This is a genomic window from [Clostridium] symbiosum ATCC 14940, from assembly GCF_000466485.1.
Taxonomy (GTDB): Bacteria; Bacillota; Clostridia; order Lachnospirales; family Lachnospiraceae; genus Otoolea; species Otoolea symbiosa.
On record NZ_KE992800.1, the window covers coordinates 1 to 22,132 of the forward strand.

A 22,132-nucleotide genomic window follows, 5' to 3' on the forward strand; every position below is an offset into this window, starting at 1 on the left:
AAACCCTACACTTATATATTAGGAGCAGGTTGATGTACATTTTGAGAACAGGGATGATTTATTACCAGTTTGACGATCCAGCTCTTGAAGAATCCTGGCAGGCTGCTGAATATGATGCTTTTTTTAATTCACCGGAAGAGGAAGAAGGGGAACTGTATACCTCTTCCTATGCAGGAGACGATCCTGTATTTGAACAGTTGGTTATAACGAATCAGCTTCTCACTTATTCATTGGCTGTGAACTTAGTTGTATACTTTTTAATCATTGCCTTCTTTGTGATTCGCTTTATTCGTTCGCTTATAACAAAAATATTTATTTAAGGAGGTTTCTATGAGAAAGAAATTAGCTACTGTATTATCTGACGTGAAGTCAAAGAAGACACTTATCTGCGTAACTGCAACTACTACGGCAATGACAATTGTACCGTCTATGCAGGCGTTTGCATCTGAAAGCGGCGGTGTTTCAGGAAAAAGTCTTCTTTCCGGTGAACTGCTTACAAACGTGCAGCAGGGTATTGCAGACATACAGTTCACTGGCATTCAGGTCATCGGTTTGGTTGTTGTTGCTGCGCTGGCGGTTGTTGGAGCATCTGCGGCAGCGAACTTTGTCATCAAAAAGATTAAAGGTGTGTTATCTAAGGCGGGCTGATGGCAGATTACAGGGAGGGCAGCTCATGCCCTTCCTTTTTTGTATCCAAAATTAGGTTTGTATCTCAAAAATGGTTCTCGAGCATCCGTAGCTCCAGTAGAAATGAGATACAAAAATCCGGAAAATTTGTATCTCATTACTCCCGGGTGACGCCAGGCTGCAGCTGGTAAATTGAGATACAAAGGAAAGAAGGCATTATGAAAATTAGAGTATTTACAAGAAAAGTTCTGTCTTTGATATGTGCAGTGTTTATCTTTTCTTCGACAATGGTTACGTCTTTTTATATCCGGCCGTTGGAAGTCTATGCTGCGTCTGTTGCATTGGAGTTTGGCGAAGGTTTTTTATCTGTGGTTTGTGATGTGCTGTTTAGTTTTGGATGTAAATTTTCCGGGTATGTTCAGGCTGCATCTGCGGTCGTGTCCTTTAGTGATTTTTACGAGAAACGGCGAGTGGAAATTTTAGAAGAGGCTGCTGAAAATCCAGATTACTTAAAGCAACAGTTGCGTTTTGGTTATAAAGCAAAAGAAGATACTCGGGATAAAGAGGTTGTAATTACAAAAGAGAAGATGGTTTCTGCGGCTGACTGGGGAATTGCACATCAAGCAGACGATAAAATTGATAGTTTGTCTGACCTGCCGGAGGAATTTATTCAGGCGGCCCAGGCGTTTGCAATATCGGAGTTAAATATTAGTGCGGTGGATGGCTCTGCTCCTAATACTTCTATCATGGTTGATGCAATGGCTTATTATTATTCATTTGAAACATTGCGTCATTCTGGTAGTTATAAAGACATGACGGTATCTTATACTGGCTCTCTTTGGTGGGATTCATATCGTTATTATGCAACGCCTGGAACAACAGTAATGATTGAACGTACGACGGGTTTTTCTGGTTCTTATACATTTGATGGTGGCACTGTTGCAGATAATGGAATTTGTTATGTGAGTCGTGACGTTTTAGATACTTCTAGCGTTGTTGGTTCCGTTACATCTTTTCAACATTGTCTTGGTAATTATAAATCTGCTGTATATCCTCATGGCGAGGTTCCTCCAATAAGTTTTCCTGGTAATTATTCATTTTTAAATTTACGCTTTCCGCTCTCTGTTACTTATTCATCTTCTCCATCTGTTGACGTTCCCTATGCTGGAGCCGGAGCTGTAACATGGAATGGAACGGCTGATATAGGAAAAACAATTGATAATCAAAATGCGGCAGCCAGCCTTGATGAATATATTGGTAAAACTTTGACAGCAAACGGTGAAATAGTGGTTCCGACAGACCCAGCGTTCCCGGATGAGTCGGAGTCTTCCGGAACTGGCGAAGGTGACGTTACTCTTACCGGGATTGCAGCTTGGCTTCAAAAAATATTTAACGGTATTCTTGCTCTTCCCGGCAATATAGCATCCGCATTTGATTCAGCTCTTGTTAATATCGGTACAAAAATAGATGCTATTCCGTCCGTTCTGGCGGATATTAGGGATAAAATAATTTCAATCCCGGACAACATTGGTAAAGAGCTGGCAAAGCTCGGTGACTGGCTGCAAACCATTCCTGGAGCATTGGCCGATATTAAAGACCAGGTGATTGCAGTGCCAAAATCGATTGCCGCAGAGATATCTGCCTTCTTTGCAATTGACACGACTCGGATTAATAATTCCTACTCAGATATGACAAACGCTTTAAAGGCCAAACTTTCCGCCATTAATCAGATTATTGATATCTTTGATAAAACGAATTATTCCTTTTCGGACACTCCGCCTGTATTTACAATGCAGACGCCGGATGCACTGAAACAGGCGGTTCAGTCTGATACCATCGTCATTATGGATCTGACCAAGTATGCGGACGCCTTTTATTGGTGCCGTACAATTTTATCAGCTGTCTTGTGGGTCGCTTTTGGGAAATGGGTGTTAGACCAGTTTGATGTTCAATTCCATGTTGGATAGATTGGAGGTCTTATGACAGATATTATTTGTTCTGTGCTACAGTTTTTTACAAACCTCATAGTTGACCATTTTCCGGATTTAAGTGTGGGTTCCAGTCAGCTTGGGACGATATCAAGCTCATTTGAAACGATGATACAGTTTATTGCGCAGGTAAACTTCTTTATCCCTCTTCCAACAATTTTAACCATCTTCTCTATCGTGTATGGAATTAAACTTGCAAAGTTTACTTTATTTATCGTTAACTGGGTTATCAGGCGTATTGCTGATATTATCCCTTAAATATGTATCTCAAAAAATTTTGCTGCGGTTCCCGGCCGGAGCCGATGGGCGAGAGGCATGAGATACAAAAGGAGGTTATAATGAAAAAGATAAAAAGAAAGAAAAAGAAGAACCCTCAGCTACCAGTTCTGGAACGCAAAGCGCGGTATCTTGCTTCAAGTAGGCGCAGATCACGCCGTTTAAAGTGGTGGTATAAAATCCATCGCCGTGATCTTTGCTTTCGGTTAAGGCTTCGAAAGTTTATCTCGTTTTTAGTTCGTCTTCGGATTCCGTTTCAGATTCTATCTGCTATTCGTTGGGTCATTGTTGATTTCCTTCGCGCGAAACCTCGTAAATTTTGGGGAATTTATCAATTTGTTGCTTTGCCCGGCGAAGGTAAAACACTATCTATGGTAGCGCAGATGGAACGTGTTCGAAAAGAGCTTGGTCCGGATCATGTCTTCATAGCGACAAATTTTTGTTATGTGAATGAAAACATGGCAATTGACCATTGGACTGATCTGATTAAAGCAAGTAAGTATGCAAATACACATCATATGCATTCCGTCATTGCTCTGGACGAAATACATACAACGTTCGATGCCAGTGATTGGAAGTCGTTCCCTCCGGAGCTGCTTGCCTTGTTGTCCTTTAATCGTAAATATGGGATGCAGTTTTTATGCAGCAGTCAGATTTATGATCGGATTCCTAAAAAAGTCCGTGATATAGCAAATTATACGGTAATCTGTAAAAATTTGCTGGGCTTGGATCGCTATTTCCTGAATTACTACTTCTCGAAAAGTGACTATGAGGATAAATTTTCCGGAAAACGTAAACGAGCAGAATTCATTCGAACTTATGTAGCCGATGATCATTTATATGCCCTATATGATACGCTGCGTCAGGTGGATCGGATGACGGCGAAAGCACAGGAGGAACAGGATAAACGGCAGGCAGCATTTAATTTGTTGTTTGGGCAGCCGGAAGAGGCCGAAGACGGGACGGATTGAGCGGAGCGAAAGCCGCCCGTTTTGGCCTTCCGGCGCCCCTACCACCGTCTTCTAATAGGTGGTCTCAAAATACACTGAGATACAGGGCTGAATCCGCATGGATACAAGGAAATTCGGTGGATAACATCACTAGGCAAATTGCCTTTTGCCTAGTTTTTCCACAAAATGAGATTTGAGATACAAAATAGGGGGTATTATGGCTATTGACAAGTATTTAATGGACTCCATCATTGCAAATGAAATACCAATGGATGAGCGTCCATTTTGGTTTGATATTAAACAACAAAAATTTTTACATAATATCGATACATTTTACTACAGTGTGAAGTTAATAAATGATTTCACTATTAATACTGAGGATGCCGCTGTATTACATTTTCGTAAGACTACAGAACGGCTGCGGGATAAGATGGGATACAACGATTCAATACCGTTCTATCTGGATACCATCGGCGAAAATATGAATTTGCTGAATTTGTCTTATGGCAAATACTATAATGTGTGTTTGGAGTGTCCGGAATACTTTCATGTTTTTATTGCATCTAAAGTACCTCCGTCTGCTTCTGGCTTTAATTCGGTTACCTGTGAGATCATTGTGCAGCTGCGCAGCTATATGCTCTGGATGTACGGTATCCATGCAGCTTTCGAAGAATCATTACGATACGTACAGGCGATTGTAGACCAGTTCGGATTTGACATTTCCTTTGTTCAGGAAAACCGGATTGATTACTGCTGGCATAGCAATTATCTTGTCAATCCGGAAAAGTTCTTTTCTATCGAGAACTTCTACAAAATGCGAGTTGACCGATACCGGGGAGCAAATTATCATACAGCGAAAGTCGGAAGCGAAGACTATGAAATTGATTATGTTTCCCTTGGTAATCGTGGTGGGAAATGTTTTGTTCGGATTTACCTGAAAAGTAAAGAGGTGGTTGAGCAGGGTTACAAGGCATTCTTTTTTAAGCTCTGGTATTTTAACGGATTGATTAATCGATATGACCTGTATTGTTATGAAAAGGCTTATGTACAGCGGAGCTGGAAGTATATGACGATTGCCCGCTTGGAATTTTATCTTGAGTTTGGGGCATGTGAAGACTTTAAGCGGAGCTGCCGAGCTTATATGAAGCAATATGATTTATCCCGGAAGGTTTCTGATGCTATGATTGCATTTGCCGACTTTCTGACTCCCAAAATACATCTGGTAACAAATGTAGAGTACCAGACAATGCGAAAAGGAACAAAGTCCTACTGTTTGTTGCCCGTCTCAGATAACCGGCTTAAAGGCGCCGCAAAACGTGTTTATGATTATTTAGATAATCGACCTCTCATTATCAACTATCTGACACATGATATCCTGCGCCTGGTGCAGCCGTCCGGTGACAGCAATAAAAGTCGTCGTGACTACTGCGGCTTTTGGTCTGCACTCCGTAATACGAAGCTGGTAGATATGCGGCAGCTCCCGGAGCAGCTCCGGCTGATACGTATCTATAACCGACAATTGAATAAAGATGTAATGAAGCGCAGCTTGTTAAATAAAGCGATAGTGTTTGGAATTTATACAAAGGGAATCAATAATGATGGAGTGATGCAGGATGCTATGGACGCACTGCTTAAGATGAATGACAATGACTTAATGAATGCACTGAGATATAAAAATAAAAAGTCCCGTGAATTCAACCCGAATGAACTCACGGGAATGGTCGAAGAAAATCTTACGCACGATTTTGTCTTGTTTGATAAGTCTTCTGGTGCTTTTTATGATGATAGCACATTCCTGAGTGATTTTCAAGATGGAGGTGTTTTCAATGACGATTTTTGAAGCCTTTTATGCTTTTATGGATTTTGGCAGTTCTTACTGGGCTCCTCGTACATTATTGTATTATCGAAAAAATATAGGTTACTTTTTGCAATTTTATAATACACGGTGTGCGCCGGAACTGCCAGTGTCGGAACTGCCAGACACACTTTATGCAGAATATGTTGTTTATCTAAGAGCAAAGGAAAAGTATGCAGGGCATCCGCTTCGGAATAGTATGAATGTCAATGGCTGCATCAAATCCAATACAGTATGTACCTATTCACGAGCAACAAGAACCTTTTTGAACTGGCTATATAAGAATGGGCATATCGCTATTAAATTAACTGAAGACGTAAAGCTCCCCAGGAAGGACGATGATATTATTGTACCGTTATTGGCTCAGGAAGTTGTTGCTATTGATTCTGTTTTTGATGGCTCGCAAAATAACGATCTTCGTAATTGGTGTATGATTCATTTAATGCTGGATGCCGGATTGCGCTCCTGCGAGGTGATTGCACTGACTCCATCGGATTTAATTTTCGATTCACATGCCATTACGATTAACCGCTCAAAGTTTGATAAATCCCGTGTTGTACCGATGGCTCCTAAGCTTGAAGAAAATCTCCGTGAATATGTTCGGTTATATAAGCCGTCCGGTACTCTTTTCCGGAAGTTAACTGAAAACAAGGGTATAAACGAGGATGTTATAAAGTCTATGTTTCTCCGTATTAAGCGGAATACTAATATCGACCGAATCCATCCGCATTTACTTAGACATACTTTCGCAACCAGTTTTATCATGGGTGGGGGGAATCTTGAACAGCTCCGGCTGCTCCTGGGGCATTACGATTATGCCGTAACAAGACTTTATTTGCATTTAGCCAGTCAGTATCTAATATTACACACCGATATTTACCAGTTAGATCCATTATTTTTCAAAGCAGGATATTAAAATGTATCTCACGCTTCACCGCATCCGTCTCCGGCCGGGAACCGCTGCATAAAAAATTGAGATACAAAATAAGGCTCCGGAACCCCCGGGGCCTTTCTCACGCAAAAAAAAGCACCGACCCCACAGCTCTCAGTCTGCAAAATCAGTACTTATCAGTGCGCCTTCAGGGACTCGAACCCTGGACAAATAGATTAAGAGTCTACTGCTCTACCAACTGAGCTAAAGGCGCTGAGAATATTTTCTTTCGTCATTTTTCGTGACGCATGGATTATTTTATCTCAATCATCTCCAATTGTCAACCTTTTTTTTAAAGTTTTGTAAAAAATATATCCAAAGTATATATTTTATTAAAACTATCCCGGTTTTATTCGTAAAAGAGGGCTCCGGCAAAAGCCGGATCCCCCCTGCATTCACGCTTCAAGTTAATTAATTATTAAATGGCCTGGTTGATCGCCTTCGCCACCGTCGCCTTCGTCTGTACTCCCACTTCTTTTCTGAACACTTCTCCTCTTCGGAATACGATCAGAGTCGGTATTGACATAACGCCGTATTTAATGGCAAGATCCGTACTGTCGTCTATATTTACCTTTCCGACCGTAATCTTACCTTCATACTCGGAAGCCAGCTGTTCTACGATGGGTGCCATTCGTTTGCACGGACCGCACCAGTCGGCATAAAAATCTACCAGTACCGGTACATCTGATTTCAAAACTTCCGTTTCAAAATTCTCGCTCGTAAATCTCTTCTCCATTCGCAACTCCTCCTACTTCTTCTTTTTTCTGTCAGCACCGATCACCTTTCCCGCTTCGTCAAAATGCTTTTTCCATTTCAGAACGGTTTTGTTTAGTTCCGCCTTATCACTTGTCGCTTTCGACAATTCACGGGTAATTCTGGCTTTCATGCTCATATCTGCACACCTGCTGTCTGCTGTTTTCCACATTATATGCTTATCGCACATGTACAGATACCCGACGGGCCATGCGGCTTTTTATTTTCCGTCTGCCGCAATCTCTCTGGCGGCCACAAGTTTGCAGATCGGCTTTCCCTCTGCCGCAAACTTTGTCTCATACTCCGTCATTACATTCCCCTCCGCCATTTCACTGTGATGAAGGTCAAATGTATATTCTAAAATATTCCATCCTGCCTCCGGTACCGATTCCAGGGAATAATCAAAAAGCCCCCTGTTGTCTGTCTTAAATTCCACGGTGCCGTCTTTCTTCAGGATTTTATCATATACCTCCATAAACTGAGGTGATGTCAGCCTTCTCTTGGCATGCCTGTCCTTTGGCCATGGATCGGAGAAATTCAGATAAATTCTGTCAACCTCCCCCATATCAAAAATATCGGCCATATTCTTTGCATCTATACACATAAAGCAGATATTCGTAATTGCAAGCTGTTCTCTCTTCTGTATCGCCTTCAGCAGTACGGTCGAATACCGCTCTATGCCGATATAATTTATTTCAGGGTTGGCTTTGGCCAGTTCCATGATAAACCTGCCCTTCCCCATACCTACTTCTATGCGTATCGGATTGTGATTTCCGAAAACCTCATGCCACTTTCCCTTCCGCTCTTCGGGATTCTGAATTACGTAGGGGCTGTCCTCTATCATCTGCTCTGCGCCCGGTATATGGCGTAGTCTCATACCGTGTCCTCCTGATTTTACATTTACCTTTATTTTTCATGGTTTTTCCATTTATTTTATCTTTCTATCTTACCATTTCAACGATTTTTATGCAAGTTAATCTGTAAATTCTCAAATAGCTGCGGCAATTCTAAGATATATATTACATTTTTCCTAATTTTATAAATTTATTTTAAAATATAGGTGCATAAAATTTTCCTATATATTATAATAGGGATAATTAAGGTTTGAGTAACACTGATACAAAGGAGACAGCCTATGAACAATACAGACAATCCGGGCACAAACAGCTGGGAGAAAATTCAAAGCGGAGTTAGAGATACAGAACGTCTAATCGGACAGAAAAAGTACAACATGGCTATGATTAAGGCACGCCAGACCCTGGAATTTATGGTGAAGTGCCTTTGTGAGAAATCAGGCGTTATGGAAGGCAACCTGATTGATATGATTGACGGGCTATATGATGATGGAATCATCAGCAAGACCACCTGCGAACATTATCACAAGATCAGGACCATAGGCAATAAGGCTATTCATGAAGAAGACAACAGCGCCTACAATGCCAATCAGGCCCATCATCTTCTCTCACAGGAGGTTTACACATTTGCCAACGACTACAACGAACGGCGGCGTAAACCTGCACCGGCTGCATCAGCGCGGCGCAGGACGGATGAATCACCGGGCCGGCGCTCCTCCTCAGGGGGAAGTTCCAGCAGAAGGCGCAGAGTACAGTCTTCCGGTCCTTCCTTCGACGCGGGAAGTATTATAAAACCTTTACTATTAATCGCAATTATTGTAGTATTAATCTTTATCATCAAGATGATTCACCCGGGAAAAGAGAAAGTCCCGGAAACTACTGCACCGGCCGTCTCAACAGAAATGACTGAACCGGTTCCGACAGAAAGTGAAAGTCCGGCAGAGGAGCCGACTACAGAAGCTGCAACTGTTAAATACAAAGTTAATGCGGATACACTGAACGTACGGGCAACCCCTGCAACAGACGGACGCATTGTCGTACAGCTGGCCCGGGGTGCAGAAGTTGAATATGTGCGTGATCATGATGACAGATGGTGTATTATCAGATACAACGGCCAGGATGCCTACGTTGCAAAGGAATACCTCACACCTGTCACCGAATAATTGAATGACAGAAGTTCGGATTCCATTGGCTGAAATCGCTTTATTTATAACTGCCCAAAAACCATAGCGGAATATCCCAATTCTGCTATGGTTTCTTTTAATTAAAGGCGGTGATCTGTGCGCGGAGCGTGCAGGCTATCGTTAAATGGAAACAGTTCATGCTTTCTGTACTGTTTCTGAAAGTGTACTTTTCACCGTTATGCGTATACTATTGTAAAGATCGGTTCAGACAGCGGGAATAGATTTTCTGACACGCTCTGGCATGAACTTCATCAATCACCGCAGGAGGTAACCTACATGGATCGGATTATTGGAAAAATATCACTAATTGAAAATAAAGCTGTTAAAATAATGGATGACGCGGCAGCCCGGAAAAAGGATATCGCAGAGCAGATCCGCCGGGAAACAGAAAGCTTTGACCGGGAACTTGAGGCGGAAACTTCCGCACGCATTGACGAGGTGCGGACCTCAATGGAGGCTGAGATGAAGAAAAAGCTGGCCTGTCAGCAAAGCCGCGCCGATCATATGCTGGAAAAGCTTGAAAACCATTATAAGTGTCAGAGCAAAAATTATGTGGAACAGCTGTTTAAAGAAATGACAGGAGCGTGATTCTTATGAGAGGACTTCTGGCCTACAGCGGACTTACGGCAAAGGTCCGCGCAATGAAGGGGCAGCTTCTTACCAAAGAACAGTACCGCGCTATGGCTGCGCTGGAAAGTGTACCTGAAGCTGTGGATTTTTTGCGCTCCATTCCCACCTACTCCGATATATTCCCGGATATGGACAGCGAAGATCTTCACCGTGGTACAATCGAACGTCTGCTGGCCGGCGCCCTGTACAGGGATTATGCCAGACTGTACCGTTTTGCCGGGATAAAACAGCGTCAGTTTTTCAAACTGTATTTTATGCACTTTGAGATCGATATATTAAAAAGCTGCCTTAGGAATGCGGCGGCCCATCAGCCGGTTCCCGTGGGGCTGTCCAGATACGAAGATTTTTTCCGCTCTCATTCGAAGCTCAACCTTGCTGCCATCGGCACCGCGGCAACGACGGATGAATTCATAGAAAGCCTGGAGGGCACTATTTATTACCCGCTGCTCGCAGGTATCCGCGATTCCGGCGACGGAGGCCATTTCGACTATGAGATGGCGCTTGATTTATACTATTTCAATGTAACATGGAGAGCAATAAAGAAAAAAATACCCAGACGGGAACAGGACGCAATCCTGCAGGGCTTTGGTACAAAGCTGGATCTGCTCAACCTGCAGTGGATTTACAGAACCAAACGGTACTACACCGTTTCCGGAGAAGCAGTTAAAAAGCTTCTGATACCAATCCGTTACCGGCTGCGAAGCAGCCAGCTGGAGCATCTGATTGCCGCGGAAAGCATGGATGAGTTTTTTTCCGTTCTCTCAGATACCTGGTATGGCGCACAGACAAAGGCGGCGTCTCTTGAAGAGAAGCCTGACCTGGAAATTCTGTATGGCGTGATACTGGCGCACATTCACCGCACCGCTGCCAGAAGAAATCCATATTCGATAGCCACTCTCTACTCGTATCTGTATTTTAAAGAAGAGGAGTTGAGAAAGATTATTACTGTAATCGAGGGGATTCGTTATCATCTGGGCGCCGGTGAAATACTGGATATTATAGAAAAAGAAGAGTCAGGGGGGAACACGCCGTGATAGAGAAAATGAAATTTCTAAGCATAACCGGTCCCAAAGAGGATATAGACCGGGTTGTCAATCTGTATCTCAGCAAATACGAAATTCAGATTGAAAATGCTTTATCAGAATTAAAAACTGTCAAAGATCTTCGCCCTTACATTGAGATTAATCCCTATAAAGAATTATTTACCCGGGCTGCCCGCCTGGCCAATTCTTTCAATGCCAGTGAGACATCCCGGGACAAAGATACATCCGCCGGAAGGAATAAGTCCATACGGATTTTGGCCGGCGGGGATATTTCAATCGAAGAGGCCTCTGAAACCGTACAGCGTGTAGACAAGGAACTGGCAGATTACCGTGACAGCAAGGGAAAACTGGAAGAGGAACTGGATACCCTCAGGACTTCCTACAACAAGATTGTCCCATTCAGGGAGCTGGATTATGACATCCGGTCAATCCTGCATTTCCAGCATATCCGGTTCCGCTTCGGCCGGATCCCGCGGGAGTATTACGCCAAATTTGAAAAAGTGGTCTACGAATCATTAGATACAATCCTCTACAAATGTCATGAGGATGAGCATTACGTTTCCATCGTTTACTTTGTGCCGGCCGTGATATCAAAACGAATTGATGCAATCTATACCTCCCTTCATTTTGAACGTTTCATTGTGCCGGATGAGTATAACGGCACTCCCGGGGAGGCGATCGATGCACTGGAACAGCAGATTAAGAAAGCCGAGGCTGCACTGGAGTCAACGAATTCGGAAATCAGCCGTATTCTGGAAGAAAACCGCCGGGACATCCTGGCTGCCTACGAAAAGCTGAATTCCTATAACACCAATTTTAATGTGAGGAAGCTGGCCGCCTGCACAAACCATGATGTTAACACCTTTTACATTCTCTGCGGGTGGATGACGGAGACAGATGCCGCAAACTTTAAGAAAGAGCTTGAGACGGACGACAAGACGTTCTGTATTGTGGAAGATGATCATAATAACCTGCTGACACCGCCTCCGACAAAGCTGAGAAATCCAAAGCTGTTCCGGCCGTTTGAGATGTTCATTAAAATGTACGGCCTGCCCGCCTATGGAGAGTTTGATCCGACCATCCTGATTGGCATTACCTACTCCTTCCTTTTCGGCTTCATGTTTGGAGATGTGGGCCAGGGGCTGCTGCTCTTATTGGGAGGCTACCTTCTTTACCGGGTTAAAAAGATGGATCTGGCTGCGGTTATCTCCTGCTGCGGATTTTTCTCAGCCGTATTCGGTTTCCTGTTCGGCAGTGTCTTCGGCTTTGAAGATGTAATCCATCCCCTATGGCTGCGGCCTGCGGCCCAGATGATGAATCTGCCGTTTATCGGGAAGCTGAACACCGTATTTATTGTGGCAGTTGCGCTGGGAATGGGAATTATCGTTCTGACAATGATTTTAAACATCGTCAATTCCGTCCGTTTCCATGACCCTGAGAAATCCTGGTTTGATGCCAATGGACTGGCCGGCCTCGTCTTTTACGGAAGCGTACTGGCTGTTGTTGTTCTCTTCATGATGGGGAAAACGCTCCCTGCAGCCTGGGTGCTTGCCGTGATGTTCGGCATCCCGCTTGTCATTATCTTTCTGAAGGAACCGCTTGCTTCACTGGTCAAGAAACAGGCCGGAAAGCATTCCGATTCCCGGGTCATGTTCTTTGTACAGGGCTTTTTCGAGATGTTTGAGATGCTGCTCAGCTATTTCTCCAACACCCTGTCCTTTGTCCGTGTGGGAGCTTTCGCCGTCAGCCATGCAGCCATGATGGAAGTCGTAATGATGCTGGCAGGCGCAGAATCAGGTTCCCTCAACTGGGCTGTTGTCATCATCGGCAACCTGTTTGTCTGTGCAATGGAGGGACTGATTGTCGGGATCCAGGTTCTGAGACTGGAATATTATGAAATATTCAGCCGTTTCTATAAAGGCAGCGGACGTGAGTTCAAGCCCTATGGAAAGGCATGACACAACTTTATATAAAATACGTGAATAAAGATATGGAGGATTACTATTATGTCATTAACCGTTAAAATCGTATTAGCTGCAGCACTTATTTTGAGTATCGCCGTTCCCTTCGGCGCTTTCGCCGCCGGCGAAAAGACCAGGGGCAGATATAAAACTGCCCTGGGCGTCAACGCACTGCTCTTTTTCGGCACACTGATAACCGCATCCGTCCTCATGTTCTCAGGCCAGGCCTATGCCGCAGGTGAGGCTGCGGAATCTGCAGTAAACTCGGCAGCCGGTATGGGATATATTGCTGCCGCCCTCTCAACCGGACTTTCCGGTATCGGAGGAGGTATCGCTGTTTCCGCCGCTGCTTCGGCAGCTTTGGGAGCCATCAGCGAGGACTCCACTATTTTCGGAAAATCGCTCATCTTCGCCGGACTTGCCGAAGGTGTCTGCCTTTACGGACTGATCATCTCCTTCATGATCCTTGGTAAGTTATAATGAAGATGTACCTGATAAGCGACAACATTGACACGCTCACCGGAATGCGCCTGGCAGGTGTCGAGGGCGTTGTTGTCCATGAAATGCAGGAAGTAAAAGAGGCTCTCGATAAAGTCCTCGCCGATAAAGAGATAGGTATTGTTCTGCTGACCGAAAAATTCGGGCGCGACTTTCCGGATCTCATCAACCGTGTCAGACTGGAACACAATTTTCCTCTTTTTGTGGAAATTCCCGACCGTCACGGCACCGGCCGCAAGCCGGACTTTATCACCGCCTATGTGAACGAGGCAATCGGCCTCAAGCTATAACAGAAATTCCACTGTAAAAGCTGAAAAGCAGTACTGGAAAGCAGGTGAACATAACTTGACCATTGAAGAAAAACTGGAACATTTCGAATCCCTCTGCTATGGGGATGCTACCGAGCGCAGCAATAAAATGCTGGCCGACTATACGGCCTCCCTGCGTTCTATCCTGGAAGAGCATAAAAGGGATGCCAGGCGTCAATCCGACATGCAGGTGGACGCAGAGGTGGAAAAAATTGAACACGAAATCAACAAGCAGTTATCGATAGAACAGATCAATATCAAGCGGGAGTACAGCCAGAAGCAGGAGGAGCTGAAAACCATGCTGATCAGCGAGCTGAGGAACCGGCTTGCCCTTTTCATGGATTCAGCCGACTATCAGCGGTTTCTGGAATCGGAGGTTAAAAAAGCGCTGGAATTTGCCCAGCACGCTCCGATGACCGTTTATCTGGATCCATCCGACGAGGATAAGTTAAACCGTATCGCATTGCATACGGGCGCAGAGATAAAGCTCAGCGACACTACGTTTCTGGGCGGTATACAGGCCGTCATTCCGTCGAAAAATATTCTGATTGATAATTCATTTAAAACAAAACTGGCGGAAATCTCTGATAAATTCCAGTTCCGGATAGGAGGCAGATAAGATGGAGCGAACAGGCATTATTTATGGTATCAACGGTCCCATTGTCTACCTGAAGGGCGATCCGGGCTTTAAGATGAATGAACTCGTCTATGTCGGCACGGAGAACCTGGTGGGGGAAGTAATCGGCCTTACAAGCGAGCGGACAACGATTGAGGTTTATGAGGAGACTTCCGGCTTAAAGCCCGGGGAATCCGTCACGGGAAGCGGCTCGCCCGTATCGGTCATACTGGCACCCGGCATTCTTACCAATATATTTGACGGAATTGAAAGGCCCCTGTCTGAAATCAAAAAAACGGGCGGCGCCTATATTGACCGCGGCGTAAGTGTCGAGTCACTGGACGGCAGTAAATTGTGGGACACTCTTATTACCGTTAAAAAAGGAGATGTGCTGTATCAGGGTTCTATCTTTGCCGAAGTGCCCGAGACAAGAGCCATCGTCCACAAGCCCATGGTCCCCCCCGGAATTGAGGGAACCGTTCTCGATGCCGCGGCAGACGGAAAATATACGATCCACGATCCGCTCATCACACTATTACAGCCGGACGGCTCGGAAATCAAGCTTACGATGGCACAGAAATGGCCTATCCGCATCCCGCGCCCCGTCAGCAAACGCTATCCGGCATCCCGGCCGCTCATTACAGGACAGCGTATCCTGGATACCCTGTTTCCCCTGGCAAAAGGCGGCACCGCCTGTATCCCCGGCGGCTTCGGCACAGGTAAAACCATGACCCAGCATCAGATCGCAAAATGGTCCGATGCCGACATTATTATCTATATCGGCTGCGGAGAGCGCGGCAATGAGATGACCCAGGTTCTGGAAGAGTTCCAGGAGCTGACCGATCCGCGTTCCGGCAATCCCTTAATGGACCGCACTACGCTGATAGCCAATACCTCCAACATGCCGGTTGCAGCGCGTGAGGCCAGTCTCTATTCCGGTCTTACCCTGGCGGAATACTACCGTGATATGGGTTATCACGTCGCTATCATGGCTGATTCCACGTCACGCTGGGCCGAGGCGCTGAGAGAGCTTTCCGGGCGTCTGGAGGAGATGCCTGCCGAAGAAGGTTTCCCGGCTTATCTGGCATCCCGGCTGTCCGCTTTCTATGAGAGAGCCGGAATGATGCAGAACTTAAACGGTACGGAAGGTTCCGTTTCCATTATCGGCGCCGTCTCGCCGCAGGGAGGCGATTTCTCCGAGCCGGTGACACAGAATACCAAGCGTTTTGTCCGCTGCTTCTGGGGGCTTGATAAGAACCTGGCCTATGCCAGACATTTCCCGGCTATCCAGTGGCTGACCAGCTATTCTGAATATCTGACCGATTTGGCGCCCTGGTATACGGAAAATGTGGATAAGCGCTTCATCGACTACCGGAACCAGCTTGTCTATATACTGACACAGGAAAATGGACTGATGGAGATTGTCAAGCTGATAGGCAGCGACGTTCTGCCCGACGATCAGAAGCTGGTACTGGAAATCGCCAAGGTAATCCGCCTGGGCTTCCTACAGCAGAATGCCTTTCATGCCGAGGACACCTGTGTTCCGATGAAAAAGCAGTTTAAGATGATGGAAATTATCCTGTATCTCTATAAACGCTGCCGCGCACTGATTGGGATGGGCATGCCGATGTCCGTTTTAAAACAGGACGATATTTTTGAGAAAATTATATCTATCAAATACGACGTTCCCAATAACCGCCCCGAGCTCTTCGATGAATACCGGGATGCTGTTGACCGGTTCTATGACGGTGTCGTGGAACGGAACGCTTAAGGAGGGACTTATATCATGGCAATTGAATATTTGGGACTCAGTTCCATTAACGGCCCTCTGGTGGTACTGGACGGCGTCGAGAATGCCGCCTACGATGAGATCGTGGAAATGAACGTCGGCGGCCAGGAACGCAAGCTGGGAAAGATAATCGAACTTTACGGTGAAAAGGCCATTATCCAGGTCTTTGAGGGGACCGAGAATATGGCGCTTCGCAATACCCACACCAGGCTGACCGGACATCCGATGGAGATCGTTGTCTCCGAGGAGATGCTCGGGCGGACCTTCAACGGTATCGGCCAGCCTATCGACGGTCTGGGTCCGGTACCCGGAAACGTCCGGCTGGACGTGAACGGAAAACCGTTGAATCCAGTTTCACGGGAATATCCCAGAAACTATATACGGACCGGTATCTCGGCTATCGACGGACTGACTACTCTGATCCGCGGACAGAAACTGCCGATTTTCTCCGGCAACGGACTTCCCCACGATCAGCTTGCTGCCCAGATCGTACAGCAGGCATCCCTGGGAGATGATTCTTCCGAAAAGTTTGCCATTGTATTTGCGGCAATGGGTGTAAAATACGAGGTCGGGGATTATTTCCGCCGGACATTCGAGGAGAGCGGTGTTTCCGATCACGTTGTCACCTTCATCAACCTGGCAAATGATCCTGTTATGGAGCGTCTCATTACTCCGAAGATTGCACTGACAACTGCAGAGTATCTGGCGTTTGAAAAGCATATGCACATTCTGGTTATCCTGACCGATATGACTTCCTTTGCGGAGGCCATGCGTGAGGTCTCCTCCTCCAAGGGCGAGATTCCTTCCAGAAAAGGATACCCGGGATACCTGTACAGTGAATTGGCCGCCATCTATGAACGCGCCGGAATCGTAGCCGGCATAAACGGGTCCGTGACCCAGATTCCGATTCTGACGATGCCGAACGACGATATCACGCATCCGATTCCCGATCTGACCGGATATATCACCGAGGGCCAGATCGTATTAGACCGGGGCCTGCAGGGCCAGTCCATTTATCCCCCGGTAAGTGTCCTTCCATCGCTTTCAAGACTGATGAAGGACGGCATTGGCGACGGTTTTACCAGAGCCGACCATCAGGATGTGGCAAACCAGCTTTTTTCCTGCTACGCCAAAGTCGGCGATGCCAGAGCTCTGGCGTCGGTAATCGGCGAGGATGAATTGTCACCGATAGATAAATTATATCTGAAATTCGGAAAAGAATTTGAGACACGTTTCATCGGCCAGGATCCTCACGAGAACCGCAGTATCCTTAAGACCTTAGATATCGGCTGGGAGCTTCTTGGCATGCTGCCCAGGACAGAGCTGGATCGTATAGACACAAAGGTGCTGGATCAGTATTATAAACCGGCCGCCGATTAAAACAGAAGAACGACCGCCCGGAGGAGGGGATGAATCTAAATGAATCCAAATACTTTTCCTACAAAAGGGAATCTGATACTGGCGAAAAACTCCCTGGCCCTGGCCAGCCAGGGTTACGAGCTGATGGATAAAAAACGAAATATCCTGATCCGTGAACTGATGGCTCTTATCGATCAGGCCAAAGACATCCAGTCGGAAATCGATGTCACCTTCCAGACCGCCTATCGGGCGCTCCAGAAGGCAAATATCGAGCTGGGCATCAGCTATGTCCAGGAGGCCGGTGAATCGATCCCGGTGGAGGATTCGATTGAAATCAAAGCCCGGAGCATTATGGGAACGGAGATACCTCTGGTGCGCTTCCATAAAAAGCAGGAGGAGGTTCCCACTTACGCTTTTTACAGCACAAAAGAATCTCTGGATCAGGCCCGGGCCGCGTTCGACCGGGTTAAAGAGCTGACCATCCGCCTGTCTATGGTGGAGAATTCCGCATACCGCCTTGCTTCCAGTATCAAAAAGACCCAGAAACGGGCCAATGCACTGAAAAACATTACAATTCCATCCTACAGCGGCCTGGTCCGGGATATCACTAATTCCCTGGAAGAAAAAGACCGTGAAGAATTTACCCGTCTGAAGGTAATTAAACGGCGGCGAAACTAAAGAGGAGTGACTTCATATGAACCGTAATACCCTGTTAGTAGTGGACGATGTAGAAGTAAACCGCGCTATTCTTCGTGCCTTATTTGAAAATAATTATAATATTCTTGAGGCTGAAAACGGCGAACAGGCCCTGCTTCTGCTCAATCAGTATAAAGACTCCATCGCCGCCCTGCTGCTGGATATTATCATGCCGGTGAAAAACGGTTATGAAGTTATGTCGGATATGAACCGGACCAGGCTGCTTAAAAACATCCCGGTTATTATCATCACCTCAGAAGATACCATCGAGAGTGAGGTCCGGGCTTTTGATCTCGGCGCTTCCGATATTGTTATGAAGCCCTTCGAACCGCATGTGGTTAAAAGAAGAGTGCAGAATGCCATTGAACTGAATCTGCACAGAGAGCATTTGGAGGAGCTGGTGGAGCTCCAGTCCGTAAAGCTGCGCGAGTCCCGGGATGTACTGATGGACGCCCTCTCCTCCGTCGTTGAACACAGGAGCGTGGAATCCGGCCAGCATATCCTGAGAATCCGTATGTTCACAAAGATATTGCTTGAAAATATCATGCACAGTTATCCGGAATATGATTTAAGCGAACGCACCATTAATATTATTGCAAGCGCATCCGCCCTGCATGACATTGGTAAAATATCGATTCCCGATGCTATTTTAAATAAACCGGGGCCGCTCACCGCCGAAGAATTTTCAATTATGAAAACCCATTCGGAAAAGGGCTGTGAAATTCTTTCGGGCCTTGATCGGATGGATGATAAAGAGTATCTGCGCTATGCCTACCGGATTTGCCGGTATCACCACGAACGCTGGGACGGTAAGGGGTATCCGGACGGGCTGAAGGGAGACAGTATCCCCATCTGTGCGCAGGCAGTGGGAATCGCCGACGCATATGATGCACTTACCACCGACCGCGTATACAAAAAGGCTTTTTCACCGGCTAAGGCGTACACGATGATTCTGAACGGAGAATGCGGTGTGTTTTCGCCCAAACTGCTGGAATGCTTTAAAAGCTCCCGCGAAAAATTTGTCCGTCTGACCCACAGCTATGCCGACGGACATTCCCCAAAAGCCGACTTAAGAAAAGCGCCTGCGCTGCCACAATTCAGACAGACGGAAGAACAGGATACACAGCAATATGGCCAGATGAAATATGCGGCTATGCTGCGCTGCGCTGATTCCACCGTAATGGAAGTGGATTTAAGCACAGGTATCTACCATCTTGTTTATATAGCCAGCGAAGATTTTGAACCGCTGCGCTCCGGCGGTAATTATAAAGAAGCCCTTAAAAATTTCACCGAAAAATCGGTACATACCGAGGACCAAGGCATCGTGGCCGGTTCCAGTGATAATTATATCCATGATTTCGTTGAAAACGGCCTTCTGAAGCACACGCTCAAATACCGTGTTCTCCACAGGGCCACCGGTGATTATCTCTGGTATGAAGCTGTGACTCTGCGTATCAATATTCAGGCACCGCATTCCCACCGTATTCTCATCGTATGGAAAAGGCTCGAAAGTCCGCCAATTCAGGCCGCACAGTCCGAACGTTCCTCGGGAATAACGGAAATACAGAACCTGATGGTGGGCATCCTGCAATGTGTAAATGACCGCTGGTTTACTATTATTGATGCCAATCAGGGGTTTTTCAACCTTTCAGGTTACAGCCGTACCGATTTAAATGATGAGCTGCAGGGTCATTACCTCAATATAATACACCCGGACGACAGGGCCGAGGTAATTGCCCGGTTCCACGAGAAGCTTCTGCTTGGAATCCCCATTGAACTGGAATACAGGATACTTGCCAGGGACGGACGCATAATCTGGATTCTCGATAAATGCCAGTTGTCCGTTTCCGGGGACGGCAAGGAGTACATCAATTGCGTTCTCACAGATATGACCCAGGTAAAGCAGGCCCAGGAGGATTTGAGGCTGACAATGGAACGCCACCAGATCATTCTGGATCAGACAAATGATATTATTTTTGAATGGGATATCGGAAGCGATATGATTTCATATTCCTCCAACTGGGAGAAGAAGTTTGGGTATAAGCCGGATTCCGAAGGCAGCCTTAGCCGGATTCCGAATGCCTCCCATCTTTTTCCAGAAGATGTACCATCCTTCTTAGCCCTGATGGAGAGTATACGAAATGGTGTTCCGTACCGTGAGCTTGAAATCAGGATAGCAAATTCAGCCGGTCATTATGTCTGGTGCCGGGTACGTGCCACCACACAGTTTGACCGGAACAGAAATCCAATCAAAGCTGTCGGGGTTATACTGGATATTGACGCCGAGAAGCGAAAAACCCAGGAACTGACCGCAAAAGCGGAACGCGATGCCCTCACCGGGCTGTATAATAAAAGTACGGGACGCCATAAAATCCAGAAGCTTCTGGAGGAACGGGGAGGCTCGGAGCAGGCGTCAATGATGATTATTGATCTCGATAATTTCAAACAGATTAATGATTCCTACGGTCACATGTTCGGTGATGCCGTGCTGACTGAAATTTCCTCACAGCTCCAGCGTTTGTTCCGTACCGGGGACGTCATAGTCAGGATCGGCGGTGATGAATTCCTGGTATATATGTGCAGCTTTGCCGATGACCAGGTTTTGCACGCACGCGCCCAGAGAGTCGTTGACGCGTTCCACAATGTACTGAAGGATGAATTGCAGGATTACCATTTGTCATGCAGCATCGGTATCTCCTGCTGCCCTGACGACGGCTCCGATTACCAGACACTTTTCCATGCATGCGATCAGGCGCTCTACCATGCCAAACAGCAGGGCAAGGATCAATACGCACTGTACGACAGGACCGTTATGTCCGGCGGATTTATCCGGAATTCAGATCAGCTTCCGGCGGCCGGCACCCGAATTGAGTCTGACGACTCACTGAACCTGGTAACATACAGCATCATCCAACAGGCATTTCAAGTGCTTTATGAGGCCAGAAATCAGGAGGCGGCCATCAATTCCATCTTGGAGATGGTAGGGCAAAAATGTAATGTCAGCCGTGTCTATATTATCGAGGACACGAATGACGGCACCTTCTGCAATAATACCTTTGAATGGTGTAATAAGGGAATTAAATCTGAAATTGCTAATTTACAGAATGTAGACTACAGTAAATTCATGGACGGAAACTGCCGTTACTGCGATCTCTTTAACGAGAACGGCGTCTTTTTCTGCCCTGATGTCGCCACGCTTCCGCCCAAACTGTACAATATGTTTCATAAACAGGGAATCCATTCCCTGCTGCAGTGTGCGATACGCAATGACGGCAGATTTACCGGTTATGTGGGGTTTGACGACTGTAAAGACAAACGAATCTGGACACAGGCTCAGATTGATGCGCTGATTTTTATTTCAGAGCTATTATCCACCTTCCTGCTGAAAATGCGGGCACAGAACCGCGCGGTGGCCATGGCCGAAAATCTCCAAATGGTGCTGGACAACCAGAATTCCTGGATTTATGTAATCGATCCCGACACCTATGCGCTGAAATATATCAATGCCAAGACCTACGCCATTGCTCCGTCGGCCCGTCTGGGAATGCCGTGTTACAAAGCTTTCTTTGACAGGAATACTCCCTGCAGAATCTGCCCTGTGCGCGATATCCGGATTAACATTAACCAGACAATGGAAGTTTACAATCCTGTCCTCAAGGTCTGGTCCATGGCAGATGCCTCCTATATCCGCTGGGAGTCGCAGGACGCCTGTCTGCTCTCCTGCCATGATATTACGCCGTATAAGGAATAAAACCGGAGACGCCGCCCGATATTGAAAATCCGGCTAAGAAGCATCTGCTTAAGCATATGCCCC

The 22,132-nt window shown here is 46.2% G+C and carries 21 protein-coding genes and 1 tRNA gene; 18 read left to right on the forward strand and 4 right to left on the reverse strand.

All coding sequences use genetic code 11. The features are described 5' to 3' along the window. From CLOSYM_RS01680 to CLOSYM_RS01710, 7 genes are all read left to right on the forward strand, one after another. A partial coding sequence (locus CLOSYM_RS01680; RefSeq protein ID WP_021640687.1) for a hypothetical protein occupies positions 1–320 on the forward strand: 320 nt, incomplete at its 5' end. 10 nt (positions 321–330) lie between these two features. Beyond that, complete coding sequence (locus CLOSYM_RS01685; RefSeq protein ID WP_021640688.1) at positions 331–648, forward strand: hypothetical protein; 318 nt, start codon at positions 331–333, stop codon at positions 646–648. A gap of 197 nt (positions 649–845) precedes the next feature. Then, the gene (locus CLOSYM_RS01690) at positions 846–2,594 is read left to right on the forward strand and encodes a hypothetical protein (protein WP_044902041.1); all 1,749 of its coding nucleotides are present in this window, start codon (positions 846–848) and stop codon (positions 2,592–2,594) included. A 12-nt stretch (positions 2,595–2,606) separates the two neighbouring features. Further along, positions 2,607–2,873 carry a hypothetical protein gene (locus CLOSYM_RS01695; RefSeq protein WP_021640690.1) on the forward strand — a complete coding sequence of 89 codons (267 nt, stop codon included), beginning with the start codon at positions 2,607–2,609 and terminating at the stop codon, positions 2,871–2,873. Between the two features lie 80 nt (positions 2,874–2,953). Continuing rightward, positions 2,954–3,862: a zonular occludens toxin domain-containing protein gene (locus tag CLOSYM_RS01700; protein ID WP_044902042.1), complete on the forward strand. Its 909-nt coding sequence runs from the start codon at positions 2,954–2,956 to the stop codon at positions 3,860–3,862. A 196-nt stretch (positions 3,863–4,058) separates the two neighbouring features. Then, on the forward strand, positions 4,059–5,681 hold the full coding sequence (locus CLOSYM_RS01705; RefSeq protein WP_021640692.1) for a hypothetical protein: 1,623 nt from the start codon (positions 4,059–4,061) through the stop codon (positions 5,679–5,681). Then, complete coding sequence (locus CLOSYM_RS01710) at positions 5,668–6,612, forward strand: tyrosine-type recombinase/integrase (protein WP_021640693.1); 945 nt, start codon at positions 5,668–5,670, stop codon at positions 6,610–6,612. Before CLOSYM_RS01705 ends, CLOSYM_RS01710 begins: the two co-directional genes overlap by 14 nt. 156 nt (positions 6,613–6,768) lie before the next feature. On the opposite strand, the gene CLOSYM_RS01715 is transcribed toward CLOSYM_RS01710, so the two are convergent. The 4 genes from CLOSYM_RS01715 to trmB form a co-directional block, all read right to left on the reverse strand. After that, positions 6,769–6,841, reverse strand: a tRNA-Lys gene (locus CLOSYM_RS01715). A gap of 204 nt (positions 6,842–7,045) precedes the next feature. After that, the gene (gene trxA / locus CLOSYM_RS01720; protein WP_003503882.1) at positions 7,046–7,363 is read right to left on the reverse strand and encodes a thioredoxin; all 318 of its coding nucleotides are present in this window, start codon (positions 7,361–7,363) and stop codon (positions 7,046–7,048) included. Between the two features lie 12 nt (positions 7,364–7,375). Next, positions 7,376–7,519: a hypothetical protein gene (locus tag CLOSYM_RS22905; RefSeq protein WP_009298649.1), complete on the reverse strand. Its 144-nt coding sequence runs from the start codon at positions 7,517–7,519 to the stop codon at positions 7,376–7,378. 81 nt (positions 7,520–7,600) lie between these two features. Beyond that, the gene (gene trmB, locus CLOSYM_RS01725; protein ID WP_003503880.1) at positions 7,601–8,257 is read right to left on the reverse strand and encodes a tRNA (guanosine(46)-N7)-methyltransferase TrmB; all 657 of its coding nucleotides are present in this window, start codon (positions 8,255–8,257) and stop codon (positions 7,601–7,603) included. A gap of 258 nt (positions 8,258–8,515) precedes the next feature. Here trmB and CLOSYM_RS01730 point away from each other — a divergent pair, with 258 nt between their 5' ends. From CLOSYM_RS01730 to CLOSYM_RS01780, 11 genes are all read left to right on the forward strand, one after another. Continuing rightward, positions 8,516–9,397 (forward strand): SH3 domain-containing protein, encoded by an 882-nt coding sequence (locus tag CLOSYM_RS01730; RefSeq protein ID WP_003503878.1) that lies wholly within the window; start codon positions 8,516–8,518, stop codon positions 9,395–9,397. Between the two features lie 297 nt (positions 9,398–9,694). Then, entirely contained in the window at positions 9,695–10,006 is a 312-nt protein-coding gene (locus CLOSYM_RS01735; RefSeq protein WP_003503876.1) for a hypothetical protein, read from the forward strand. Positions 10,007–10,011: 5 nt separating this feature from the next. Continuing rightward, complete coding sequence (locus CLOSYM_RS01740) at positions 10,012–11,082, forward strand: V0D/AC39 family V-type ATPase subunit (RefSeq protein WP_044902043.1); 1,071 nt, start codon at positions 10,012–10,014, stop codon at positions 11,080–11,082. Beyond that, positions 11,079–13,049 (forward strand): V-type ATP synthase subunit I, encoded by a 1,971-nt coding sequence (locus CLOSYM_RS01745; RefSeq protein WP_003503872.1) that lies wholly within the window; start codon positions 11,079–11,081, stop codon positions 13,047–13,049. Before CLOSYM_RS01740 ends, CLOSYM_RS01745 begins: the two co-directional genes overlap by 4 nt. Positions 13,050–13,097: 48 nt before the next feature. Continuing rightward, the gene (locus CLOSYM_RS01750) at positions 13,098–13,532 is read left to right on the forward strand and encodes an ATP synthase subunit C (RefSeq protein ID WP_003503869.1); all 435 of its coding nucleotides are present in this window, start codon (positions 13,098–13,100) and stop codon (positions 13,530–13,532) included. Beyond that, positions 13,532–13,840 (forward strand): V-type ATP synthase subunit F, encoded by a 309-nt coding sequence (locus CLOSYM_RS01755; RefSeq protein ID WP_003503867.1) that lies wholly within the window; start codon positions 13,532–13,534, stop codon positions 13,838–13,840. Before CLOSYM_RS01750 ends, CLOSYM_RS01755 begins: the two co-directional genes overlap by 1 nt. Positions 13,841–13,895: 55 nt before the next feature. Beyond that, positions 13,896–14,477 carry a V-type ATP synthase subunit E gene (locus CLOSYM_RS01760; protein ID WP_021640698.1) on the forward strand — a complete coding sequence of 194 codons (582 nt, stop codon included), beginning with the start codon at positions 13,896–13,898 and terminating at the stop codon, positions 14,475–14,477. 1 nt (position 14,478) lies between these two features. Beyond that, on the forward strand, positions 14,479–16,245 hold the full coding sequence (locus tag CLOSYM_RS01765) for a V-type ATP synthase subunit A (RefSeq protein ID WP_021640699.1): 1,767 nt from the start codon (positions 14,479–14,481) through the stop codon (positions 16,243–16,245). A gap of 15 nt (positions 16,246–16,260) precedes the next feature. After that, positions 16,261–17,643: a V-type ATP synthase subunit B gene (locus CLOSYM_RS01770; protein ID WP_003503861.1), complete on the forward strand. Its 1,383-nt coding sequence runs from the start codon at positions 16,261–16,263 to the stop codon at positions 17,641–17,643. 39 nt (positions 17,644–17,682) lie between these two features. Beyond that, positions 17,683–18,300, forward strand: a complete 618-nt coding sequence (locus tag CLOSYM_RS01775) for a V-type ATP synthase subunit D (RefSeq protein WP_003503859.1) — start codon at positions 17,683–17,685, stop codon at positions 18,298–18,300. 16 nt (positions 18,301–18,316) lie between these two features. After that, a complete protein-coding gene (locus CLOSYM_RS01780) occupies positions 18,317–22,069 on the forward strand; it encodes a diguanylate cyclase domain-containing protein (protein WP_021640700.1) in 3,753 nt (1,250 codons plus the stop codon). Positions 22,070–22,132 lie beyond the last annotated feature (63 nt).

What these genes read in the sequence shown, in the direction of transcription:
- CLOSYM_RS01685 (WP_021640688.1), top strand. Translation starts at nt 331, where the DNA reads ATGAGAAAGAAATTAGCTACTGTATTATCTGACGTGAAGTCAAAGAAG.
- CLOSYM_RS01690 (WP_044902041.1), top strand. Translation starts at nt 846, where the DNA reads ATGAAAATTAGAGTATTTACAAGAAAAGTTCTGTCTTTGATATGTGCA.
- CLOSYM_RS01695 (WP_021640690.1), top strand. Translation starts at nt 2,607, where the DNA reads ATGACAGATATTATTTGTTCTGTGCTACAGTTTTTTACAAACCTCATA.
- CLOSYM_RS01700 (WP_044902042.1), top strand. Translation starts at nt 2,954, where the DNA reads ATGAAAAAGATAAAAAGAAAGAAAAAGAAGAACCCTCAGCTACCAGTT.
- CLOSYM_RS01705 (WP_021640692.1), top strand. Translation starts at nt 4,059, where the DNA reads ATGGCTATTGACAAGTATTTAATGGACTCCATCATTGCAAATGAAATA.
- CLOSYM_RS01710 (WP_021640693.1), top strand. Translation starts at nt 5,668, where the DNA reads ATGACGATTTTTGAAGCCTTTTATGCTTTTATGGATTTTGGCAGTTCT.
- trxA (WP_003503882.1), bottom strand. Translation starts at nt 7,363, where the DNA reads ATGGAGAAGAGATTTACGAGCGAGAATTTTGAAACGGAAGTTTTGAAA.
- CLOSYM_RS22905 (WP_009298649.1), bottom strand. Translation starts at nt 7,519, where the DNA reads ATGAGCATGAAAGCCAGAATTACCCGTGAATTGTCGAAAGCGACAAGT.
- trmB (WP_003503880.1), bottom strand. Translation starts at nt 8,257, where the DNA reads ATGAGACTACGCCATATACCGGGCGCAGAGCAGATGATAGAGGACAGC.
- CLOSYM_RS01730 (WP_003503878.1), top strand. Translation starts at nt 8,516, where the DNA reads ATGAACAATACAGACAATCCGGGCACAAACAGCTGGGAGAAAATTCAA.
- CLOSYM_RS01735 (WP_003503876.1), top strand. Translation starts at nt 9,695, where the DNA reads ATGGATCGGATTATTGGAAAAATATCACTAATTGAAAATAAAGCTGTT.
- CLOSYM_RS01740 (WP_044902043.1), top strand. Translation starts at nt 10,012, where the DNA reads ATGAGAGGACTTCTGGCCTACAGCGGACTTACGGCAAAGGTCCGCGCA.
- CLOSYM_RS01750 (WP_003503869.1), top strand. Translation starts at nt 13,098, where the DNA reads ATGTCATTAACCGTTAAAATCGTATTAGCTGCAGCACTTATTTTGAGT.
- CLOSYM_RS01755 (WP_003503867.1), top strand. Translation starts at nt 13,532, where the DNA reads ATGAAGATGTACCTGATAAGCGACAACATTGACACGCTCACCGGAATG.
- CLOSYM_RS01765 (WP_021640699.1), top strand. Translation starts at nt 14,479, where the DNA reads ATGGAGCGAACAGGCATTATTTATGGTATCAACGGTCCCATTGTCTAC.
- CLOSYM_RS01770 (WP_003503861.1), top strand. Translation starts at nt 16,261, where the DNA reads ATGGCAATTGAATATTTGGGACTCAGTTCCATTAACGGCCCTCTGGTG.
- CLOSYM_RS01775 (WP_003503859.1), top strand. Translation starts at nt 17,683, where the DNA reads ATGAATCCAAATACTTTTCCTACAAAAGGGAATCTGATACTGGCGAAA.
- CLOSYM_RS01780 (WP_021640700.1), top strand. Translation starts at nt 18,317, where the DNA reads ATGAACCGTAATACCCTGTTAGTAGTGGACGATGTAGAAGTAAACCGC.